The 9,665-nt window shown below is 72.4% G+C and carries 8 protein-coding genes; 5 read left to right on the forward strand and 3 right to left on the reverse strand.

Annotated features, from left to right (window positions below; translation table 11 throughout):
* The 5 genes from RIN80_RS24425 to RIN80_RS24445 form a co-directional block, all read left to right on the forward strand.
* On the forward strand, nt 1-795 hold a 795-nt coding region (locus RIN80_RS24425), incomplete at its 5' end, for an alpha-glucosidase C-terminal domain-containing protein (protein ID WP_309097799.1).
* 192 nt (nt 796-987) lie between these two features.
* Nucleotides 988-2,430 (forward strand): phosphotransferase, encoded by a 1,443-nt coding sequence (locus tag RIN80_RS24430; protein ID WP_309097800.1) that lies wholly within the window; start codon nt 988-990, stop codon nt 2,428-2,430.
* Between the two features lie 31 nt (nt 2,431-2,461).
* Nucleotides 2,462-5,350, forward strand: coding sequence for a 1,4-alpha-glucan branching enzyme (glgB, locus tag RIN80_RS24435; RefSeq protein ID WP_309097801.1), 2,889 nt, complete (start codon nt 2,462-2,464; stop codon nt 5,348-5,350).
* 125 nt (nt 5,351-5,475) lie between these two features.
* A complete protein-coding gene (locus RIN80_RS24440; protein WP_309097802.1) occupies nt 5,476-5,946 on the forward strand; it encodes a hypothetical protein in 471 nt (156 codons plus the stop codon).
* A complete protein-coding gene (locus RIN80_RS24445; RefSeq protein ID WP_309097803.1) occupies nt 5,943-6,353 on the forward strand; it encodes a hypothetical protein in 411 nt (136 codons plus the stop codon). Before RIN80_RS24440 ends, RIN80_RS24445 begins: the two co-directional genes overlap by 4 nt.
* A 16-nt stretch (nt 6,354-6,369) precedes the next feature.
* Here RIN80_RS24445 and RIN80_RS24450 read toward each other — a convergent pair whose 3' ends face one another.
* The 3 genes from RIN80_RS24450 to RIN80_RS24460 all read right to left on the reverse strand — a co-directional run bounded on the left by RIN80_RS24450 (nt 6,370) and on the right by RIN80_RS24460 (nt 9,498).
* Nucleotides 6,370-8,649, reverse strand: coding sequence for an AAA family ATPase (locus RIN80_RS24450; RefSeq protein ID WP_309097805.1), 2,280 nt, complete (start codon nt 8,647-8,649; stop codon nt 6,370-6,372).
* 124 nt (nt 8,650-8,773) lie between these two features.
* Entirely contained in the window at nt 8,774-9,088 is a 315-nt protein-coding gene (locus tag RIN80_RS24455) for a thioredoxin domain-containing protein (protein WP_309097806.1), read from the reverse strand.
* Nucleotides 9,085-9,498: a MerR family transcriptional regulator gene (locus tag RIN80_RS24460; RefSeq protein WP_309097804.1), complete on the reverse strand. Its 414-nt coding sequence runs from the start codon at nt 9,496-9,498 to the stop codon at nt 9,085-9,087. Before RIN80_RS24460 ends, RIN80_RS24455 begins: the two co-directional genes overlap by 4 nt.
* Between the last annotated feature and the right edge of the window lie 167 nt (nt 9,499-9,665).

Here is a 9,665-nt window from a genome sequence, read left to right on the forward strand (position 1 = left end):
CGCTACCCGGTCTCCGAGATCCTGGCCAAGACCCCGGCCATCCCCTCGGGCTGCCAGTGGGGCATCTTCCTGCGCAACCACGACGAGCTGACCCTGGAGATGGTCACCGACGAAGAGCGCGACTACATGTGGGCCGAGTACGCCAAGGACCCGCGCATGCGCGCCAACATCGGCATCCGCCGCAGGCTCGCCCCGCTGCTGGACAACGACCGCAACCAGATCGAGCTGTTCACGGCCCTGCTGCTGTCCCTGCCCGGCTCGCCGATCCTCTACTACGGCGACGAGATCGGCATGGGCGACAACATCTGGCTCGGCGACCGGGACGCGGTGCGCACCCCGATGCAGTGGACGCCCGACCGCAACGCGGGCTTCTCCTCGTCCGATCCGGGGCGGCTGTTCCTGCCGACGATCATGGACCCGGTCTACGGCTACCAGGTCACCAACGTCGAGGCGTCCATGGCCTCGCCGTCGTCGCTGCTGCACTGGACCCGCCGCATGATCGAGATCCGCAAGCAGAATCCTGCCTTCGGTCTCGGCTCGTACACGGAGTTGCCGTCGAGCAACCCGGCGGTGCTGGCGTTCCTGCGGGAGTACGAGGACGACCTGGTGCTGTGCGTGAACAACTTCTCACGCTTCGCACAGCCCACGGAACTGGATCTGAGCGCCTTCGAGGGCAGGCACCCGGTGGAGCTGTTCGGCGGGGTGCGCTTCCCGGCGATCGGCGAGCTGCCGTACCTGCTGACCCTGGCGGGGCACGGGTTCTACTGGTTCCGGCTGCGCAAGGACGCCGTATGAGGCCGGTTGCGGCCTGATCAGGCCCGATGTGCGGGGCAGACCGCAAACTCCCGCGGCGGGGCGTTTCCTCCGCCCCGCCCGGGGCACGCATCAGTAACACCCCGCCCACCCGCGTGAGCCGGAGGAGCGCCGTCCGGGGCCCTCCGCAGGTGTCCGGAGGCGCACCAGAAATGGGTGAAAGGACGCGACGTCATGTCGGAAGCCGTCACACGCACCGTCACCACCCCGCCCGGCCTTCTTGCCTCCCTCGATCCACTGCTGCGGGAATGGCTGCCGCGACAGCGCTGGTTCGCGGGCAAAGGACGGCCGGTCACCGGGTTCACGCTCGTCGAGGCCACCGAGCTGCTGCCACCCTCGGCCAAGCTCGGGCTGTACCACCTGCTCGTCCGCGCCCACCAGCCGCTCGTGCCGTCCCACGGGGCGCCCGGGCACCCAGGTGACTGCTACCAGCTGCTGATAGGCGTGCGCGAGGCGCTGCCGCCTCGGCTGGCGCCCGCGCTCATCGGACATGTGCCGTCAGGCCCGCTGGCCGGCCGGACGGTCTACGACGCCCTGCACGACACCAGGCCCGCCGAGCTGCTCCTGGAGGCGCTGCGCACCCGGGCCCGTATCGGCGCGCTCCGCTTCGACCGGGACCCCGGCCAGGACATCCGGTCCGGGCTGGTACCGCGCGTGGTGACCGCGGAGCAGTCCAACTCGTCGATCGTCTACGGAGATACGTTCATTCTGAAGCTGTTGCGGCGGATCGTGCCCGGGGTCAACCCCGATCTGGAGCTGCCGCTGGCCCTGGCCCGCGAGGGCTGCCCCCGCGTTCCCGCCCCGACGGCCTGGATGGTGGCGGACGTCGACCCGGCAGCGGACCCGGTCGTCTCGACGGGACCGGTGGACCTGGCCGGCCAGCCGTACGTGCTCGGGGTGCTGCAGCCGTTCGTGCAGGGCGCCTCCGACGGCTGGGAGCTGGCGCTGCGCGAGCTGGCCAAGGGCGAGGACTTCGCCGCGGAGGCGCGGGCGCTGGGGCGGGCCACCGCCGAGGTGCACACCGCGCTGGCCAGCGCGCTGCCCACGGTCACCCTCGGTCACGCGCAGCTCCGGCTCATGGTCGACTGCATGATCGAGCGGCTGGACGCGGCCGTCCAGGCGGTGCCCGCGCTGCGGCCGTACGCCGGCGGCCTGCGGTCGGCGTTCACGGCGCTGGGTGATCTGGCCGCCGACGGCCGCACCTGGACCGCGCAGCGCGTGCACGGCGATCTGCACCTCGGGCAGTGCCTGCGCTCGCCCGCCGGCGAGTGGAAGCTGATCGACTTCGAGGGTGAGCCGGCCCGGCCGCTGGCCGAGCGGCGCATGCCGCAGCCGGCCGTGCGGGACGTCGCCGGCATGCTGCGCTCCTTCGACTACGCGGCGCGCTCGGCCGACCCGCCCCAGCCGGACTGGGCCGAGACCTGCCGTTCCGCGTACTGCTCCGGCTACGCGGAGGCCTCCGGCCGCGACCCGCGCACCGACCCGGTGCTGCTGCGCGCCTACGAGACGGACAAGGCGATCTACGAGGTGGTCTATGAGGCCCGGCACCGCCCCGAGTGGCTGCCGGTGCCGCTGGCCGCCATAGACCGGCTCGCCTCGTCCGGCCACCTGACCTGACTGACCCACCTTCGCCCAGGAGGCTCCGCCCGTGACCCCCCGCCCTGAGTCCAGCGGTCCGCGTCCCCAGGGGACGGCCGGGGAGAAGATCCCCGAGCAGCCCACGGCCGCGCAGAAGAAGAGTGCCGCGAAGAAGACGGCGGTGCCGAAACAGGCAGCGGCCAAGAAGGGGACGGCCCCGGCGAAGAGGGCCGCCGCCAAGACGACGGCCCCGGCGAAGGCGACCGCGAAGAAGACGACCGCGAAGAAGGCCACCGCTAAGAAGGCCACCGCTAAGAAGGCGGCGGTCGAGGAGACGCCGGTCACGGAGGCACCGGTCACGGAAGCACCGGTCACGGAAGCGGCCGCGAGGAAGGCGACGACCAGGAAGGCCGCCACCACGAAGGCGACCGCCGTCAAGGCGACCACCGGCAAGGCGGGCGCGACGAGGGCCGCCGCCGGCAAGGCAGGCGCGGGCAAGACGGGCGCCGGCGCCACGAAGGCCGCCACCACGAAGGCCGCCGCGACGAAGTCTGCCGCCACCAAAGCCGCTTCCACCAAAGCCGCCGCGACGAAGGCCTCCGCCACCAAGGCCGCTGCCAAGAAGACCTCGGCGGTCAAGGCGGTCGCGAAGAAGGCCGTCGCGAAGAAGAGCCCGGTGAAGAAGGCGCACGCCGGGAAGGCCGGCACGCAAAAGGCCACCGCCGCACAGGCCGCCCCGGCCCAGTCCCTGCCACCGGAGATGGAGGTCGCGGTCTCGCCCGCCGTGGACGCCGGTGACCGCGAGCGGCTGCTGAACGGCACGCACCACGACCCGCACACCGTGCTCGGCGCCCACCCCGTGCCCGGCGGCATCGCCTTCCGGGCGTTCCGGCCCTACGCGCTGTCGGTGACCGTCGTCGCCGGGGAGGTGCGGGCGGAGCTGCACGCCGACGGGGAGGGCTTCTTCTCCGGACTGCTGCCGCTGCGGGAGGTTCCCGAGTACCGGCTGCTCGTGCAGTACGAGGGCACGCTCCTGGACACCGAGGACGCCTACCGCTTCCTGCCCACGCTCGGCGACCTCGACCTGCACCTGATCGGCGAGGGCCGGCACGAGGAGCTGTGGACGGCGCTGGGCGCGCACCCGATGACCCATGAGGGCGTGACCGGCACGCGCTTCGCGGTGTGGGCGCCGAACGCGCGCGGCGTGCGCGTGGCCGGCACCTTCAACTTCTGGGACGGCACCGGGCACGCCATGCGCTCGCTCGGCTCGTCCGGCGTGTGGGAGCTGTTCCTGCCGGACGTCGGCGAGGGCGAGCTGTACAAGTTCGAGATCACCCGGCCCGACGGTTCGAAGACGATGCGCGCCGACCCGATGGCCCGCCGCACCGAGGTGCCGCCCGCGACCTCGTCGGTCATCACGTCCTCTCAGTACGAGTGGGGCGACGCCGAGTGGCTCGCCCGGCGCGCCGAGGCCCCGGCGCACGAGGCGCCGTTCTCGGTCTACGAGGTCCATCTGCCGTCCTGGCGCCCTGGGCTGACCTATCGTCAGCTCGCGGAGCAGCTCCCCGGCTATGTGAAGAACCTGGGCTTCACCCACGTCGAGCTGATGCCCGTCGCGGAGCATCCCTTCGGCGGCTCCTGGGGCTACCAGGTCACCGGCTTCTACGCGCCGACCGCCCGGCTGGGCACGCCGGACGACTTCCGGTATCTGGTCGACCGGCTGCACCAGGCCGGCATCGGCGTGATCATGGACTGGGTGCCGGCGCACTTCCCGCGCGACGACTGGGCGCTGGCCGAGTTCGACGGCCGCCCGCTGTACGAGCACGCGGATCCGCTGCGGGCCGCGCACCCCGACTGGGGCACGCTGGAGTTCGACTACGGACGCAACGAGGTGCGCAACTTCCTCGTCGCGAACGCCGTCTACTGGTGCGAGGAGTTCCACATCGACGGGCTCCGCGTGGACGCCGTCGCCTCGATGCTCTACCTCGACTACTCGCGCGAGCCCGGCCAGTGGACGCCCAACGAGCACGGCGGCCGGGAGAACCTGGACGCGGTGGCGTTCCTGCAGGAGATGAACGCGACGGTGTACCGCAGGGTGCCCGGCGTGGTGACGGTCGCCGAGGAGTCCACCGCCTGGGACGGCGTCACCCGTGCGACCCACCACATGGGCCCGAGCGGCTTCGGCGGGCTCGGGTTCGGGCTGAAGTGGAACATGGGCTGGATGCACGACACGTTGCAGTACATGAGCCACGAGCCGGTGCACCGCAAGTATCACCACGGGGAGATGACCTTCTCCATGGTGTACGCCTACAGCGAGAACTACGTCCTGCCGATCTCCCACGACGAGGTCGTGCACGGCAAGGGCTCCCTGGTGTCGAAGATGCCGGGCGACTGGTGGCAACAGCGTGCCGGGGTCCGCTCCTACCTCGGTTACATGTGGGCCCACCCGGGCAAGCAACTGCTGTTCATGGGGCAGGAGTTCGCGCAGGGCGCGGAGTGGTCCGAGGCGCACGGCCCCGACTGGTGGCTGCTGGATCCGGGCTACGGGGCGGAGGCCGACCACCGGGGCGTGCGCGACCTGGTCCGCGACCTCAACGCCGTCTACCGTGCCACTCCCGCGCTGTGGCGGCTGGACACGGACCCGGCCGGTTTCGAGTGGATCGTCGGCGACGCGGCCGACGACAACGTGCTCGCGTTCCTCCGGCTGGACCCGGAGGGCAACCCCCTGCTGGCGGTGTCGAACTTCGCGCCGGTGATCCGCCCGGACTACCGCCTGGGCGTGCCGGAGGACGTCCCGGCCTGGCACGAGGCCGTGAACACCGACGCGGCCCGCTATGGCGGCAGCGACGTCACCAACCCCGACCCGGTCAAGCCCGAGGCCCAGCCCTGGCACGGGCGTCCGGCGAGCATCCGCCTGACCCTGCCGCCGCTGGCGACGGTCTGGCTGCGTCCGGCGTAGACGGCCTGTGACAGGGGTGTGACCCAAGGAGTGGCCTCCGTCACAGCCCGTCCGGTCCGGGAGTGGTGGGGTGGCCGCATGCGTGCCACCCCGCTCACCGACCGGCCCGGAAGGGGCCGAGGCCCGTGCTGACGGGTCTGGGAGTCTCGGCGGTCTGTGCCGTCGCCTCGTTGATCGCCGCCGCGGGGACCGCCGCGATGGCGCTTCCCGGGCGGCCCGAGCCGTGGCCCGTGCATCTGATGCGCCGGGCGGCGGCGTCGGCCGCGTGGGCGGCCGCGGCGGTGTACTCCATGGGATTCTTCGCCGTGCTGGCGTCGGAGTCGGAGTACAACGACGGGGCGAACTCGGTCCCGGCCCCGGCCTGCCGCGACGGTTTCGACCCGGCCACGATCCAGGGGCTGAGCCACCACCGGTCCTCGTACCTGCCGCTGCGCTTCGACTGCGTCCGCGACGACGGCTCCGTCTACGCCGGCGAGGCGGGCTACGGGTGGATGAACGGGGCGACGGCCGTCCTCGCCCTGTCCGCCGCCCTGCTCGCCATCGGCGCCGGCTACGCGAGCGAGCTGCGCGCCCGCGGGGCGGCCGCCGCCCCGTGACACTGCTGCCGGTCTTCGCCGGGCTCGTGGTCGCCTGGGTCGCGCTGCGCGGACTGCTGACGCATCCGCTGCTGCCGCTGTGGGTACGGACCGCGGTGTTCTGGGCGGCGCCGCTCGCGGCCGCCACCTGGGCGTACATCATGACCGCGGACGATCCGTTCCTGTTCCCCGAGACCGCCCCCTGCCCGCGTGAGCCCCTCCGGGAGGGCGTCATCGGCAGCGGCGCGGTCTCGGGCGTCTCCACCGCCTTCCCCCCACGCGCCTACTGCGTGTGGGAGGACGGCACCGTCTACGACCTCGCGCCCGGGGCCGAGTTCCTGTTCTGGGTCTTCTTCGCCCTGACGGTCGTGCCCCTCGGCGCCGGGTTGTGGCACGCCCTGCGTGATCCGAAGTCGCAGCTGGCGTAAGGGCGTTCGGCGAGGGCTACCCGAGCGCCTCCGCCAGGGACGCGGGCAGCGCGCCGGTGTGCAGCACGCCGAGCCGCTGGGTGGCCCGGGTCAGGGCCACGTACAGGTCGCTGGTGCCGTACCGGCCGGGCTCCACCACGAGGACCGAGTCGAACTCCAGGCCCTTGGCCTGGCGCGGGTCGAGCAGGACGACGGTCCGGGTGAGGTCGGGCTCGGCGCCCGCCGTGACGCCGTCCAGCCGCGCCGCGAGGGAGCGGTGGAGGTCGCGCGGCGCGATCACCGCGAGCCGGCCCTCGGCCGGGGTGAGTTCCCCGACCGCCTTGGCGACGGCCCCGGGAAGGTCGTCGGTGGCCCGGGCCCAGGGCCGTACGCCGGTGGAGCGGACCGAGCCGGGCGGCTCGAACTCCGGGTTCTCGGCGCGGACCACGGCCGCCGCGACGTCCATGATCTCGGCCGGGGTGCGGTAGTTGACGCCCAGCCGGGTGTGCTCCCAGCGGTCCTCCACGTACGGGGCGAGGATGGCGTCCCAGGAGCCGACCCCGGCCGCCTCCGCCGTCTGCGCCGGGTCGCCGACCAGGGTCATCGAGCGGGTCGGGCTGCGCCGCATCAGCAGCCGCCACGCCATCGGCGACAGCTCCTGCGCCTCGTCGACGATGATGTGCCCGAACGCCCAGGTGCGGTCGGCGGCGGCCCGCTCGGCGGCGCTGCGGTGGTCGTCCTCCTCGTGCCGCTCGGCGAACCGCTCGGCGTCGATGATGTCGTGCGCGGACAGCACCTCGGAGCCCTCGGGGTCGTCCTCCTCCTTGTCCTCGAACTCGTAGGTCCGGGAGGCGTACGACACGTCCAGCACGCCCTGCGCGTAGGCGATCTGCCGCTCCCGCTCGCGCTCGGCGCGCTCCCGGGCCAGCCGGTCGTCCTCGCCGAGCAGTTCGGCGGCCTCGTCCAGCAGCGGCACGTCCGCCACCGTCCAGCGCCGGGTCACCGGGCGGCGCACGGCGTCGGCGTCCTCGGCGGGCAGGAACTCCTCGGGCGCGGCGAGGAAGTCCGCGACGAGCCGCTGCGGGGTGAGCACCGGCCACAACTGGTCGATCGCCGCCCATACTTCGGGGTTCTCGGCGAGGTCGTCGCGGATCTGGGTGATGTCGCTGGGGTCGAGCAGGCTGGACCCGTCGAAGGGGTCGGTGCCGATCCGCTCGGCGTACAGCTCGGTGAGGGTGTTGAGGATGTGGCCCTCGAAGTGCTCGCGGGCGGCGTTGTGCGGCAGCTTGGCGGCACGGGTGCGCTCCCGGGCGACGTTGACCAGGCCGTCGTCGAGCATCAGGACCTCGCGGTCGTGCTCGATGGCGATGACCGGGTCGGGCAGCGCCTGCCGGCTGCGGACGACCTCGGCGAGCACGTCGGCCATGCCGGCCCGGCCCTTCACGGCCGCCGCCTCGGGCGTGTCGGTGGCGGTCGCCTTCACGCCGGGGTACAGCTCCCCGACGGTCGCGAGGAGCACGCCCGTCTCGCCGAGGGAGGGCAGCACCTCGCCGATGTAGCCGAGGAACGCCGGGTTGGGCCCGACGATCAGCACCGCCCGCTTGGCCAGCAGCTCGCGGTGCTCGTAGAGCAGGTAGGCGGCGCGGTGCAGGGCGACGGCCGTCTTGCCGGTGCCCGGGCCGCCCTCCACGACCAGGACGCCACGGTGCGGGGCGCGGATGATGCGGTCCTGGTCGGCCTGGATGGTGCGCACGATGTCGCTCATGCGGCCGGTGCGCGCCGAGTTCAGGGCGGCGAGCAGCACGGCGTCGCCCGTGGGGTCCTCGTGGCCGGTGCGGGTCTCGTCGCCGAGGTCGAGGATCTCGTCGTGCAGGTCGGTGACCCTGCGGCCCTCGGTGGCGATGTGCCGCCGGCGCCTGAGGCCCATCGGGGTGTGGCCGGTGGCCAGGTAGAAGGGGCGGGCGACGTCGGCGCGCCAGTCGATCAGGACGGGCGTGCGCTCGGCGTCGTCGGTGCGCAGGCCGATGCGTCCGATGTGGTGGGTGATGCCGGAGGTGAGGTCGATCCGGCCGAAGCACAGGGACCCGTCGACCGCGTTCAGCGCGGCGAGCAGCCCGGAGCGCTCGGCCACGAGGATGTCCCGCTCCAGCCTGGCCTGCATGGGGGTGTTGCCCTGCGCGAGCGCGTCCCCGACGGAGGTCTCGGCGTCGCCGCGCAGCGCGTCCACGCGCGCGTACAACCCGTCGATGAATTCCTGTTCCTGCCGCAATTCATCGTCCGGAAATTCGGTGTTTGACAATTCCGCTCCCGCCCGGATATACTGTGCTCACTGAACTTCACCGTGCCTTCATCGACTTGAAGTCACGAATGAATCAATATACGCGAGGAAATCCCCCGAGCACAATTGCTCGGGGGATTTCCTCGTTCTCTGGGCCCGGCGCTCACAGCACGTCGGACAGCTCCTGGAGCAGCCGCCGCTTGGCTCGCGCGCCGACCAGGGACTTCACGGGCTCGCCGTCGCGGAACAGCAGGAACGTCGGCATGGACAGCACCTTGTAGGCGTTCGTGGTCAGCGGATTGTGGTCCACGTCCAGCTGCACGACCTTCAGCCGGTCGCCCTCCTCGGAGGCGAGGGCCCTGAGCACCGGCGCCATCTGCCGGCAGGGCGGGCACCAGTCGGCGGTGAACTCCACCAGGACCGGCCGGTCCGCGCCGATCACCTCGGCCTCGAAGTCCGCGTCCGTCACTTCGGTCACCACGGGTGCCTCCCCAGTTCGCAGCGGGGCTCCGGACCGTCCGGAGCCTCGGCCTCGGCGGCCAGCTCGGCCCGCGCCAGCTGTCGCGCGACGGTGTCCCGGACGGCGCTCAACTGACCGAGCAGCGCGTCGAGTTCGTCCAGCTTGCGCCGGTAGACGGCGAGGGAGGCCGGGCAGGAGTCGCCCTCGGGGTGCCCGGCGCGCAGGCACTCCACGAAGGGCCGCGTCTCCTCCAGGTCGAACCCGAAGTCCTGCAACGTGCGGATCTGCGTCAGCAGCCGCAGGTCGTCCTCGTCGTACGTCCGGTATCCGTTGCCCGTGCGCCGCGCGGGCAGCAGGCCCCGCGCCTCGTAATACCGCAGCGTCCGCGTCGTGGTCCCGGCGCGTGCGGCCAGCTCGCCGATTCGCATGCCACCGAACGTAATCCTTGACGCCCGCGTCAAGGCAACAGCGGTGTTGCGCCGCCCCCGGTGAGACCGCCAGGAACGGGGTGGTGGCGCGGCCCGGTACGGAGATCACCCGCCGAGCCGGCCCCGAACGACGGCGGATCCACTGCCGGGCGCGACCGGGAAACGGC

This window comes from Streptomyces sp. (assembly GCF_031181705.1).
GTDB lineage: Bacteria > Actinomycetota > Actinomycetes > Streptomycetales > Streptomycetaceae > Streptomyces.

Coding starts and splice junctions, on each gene's coding strand:
- RIN80_RS24430 (WP_309097800.1), top strand. CDS start 988: ATGTCGGAAGCCGTCACACGCACCGTCACCACCCCGCCCGGCCTTCTT.
- RIN80_RS24460 (WP_309097804.1), bottom strand. CDS start 9,498: ATGCGAATCGGCGAGCTGGCCGCACGCGCCGGGACCACGACGCGGACG.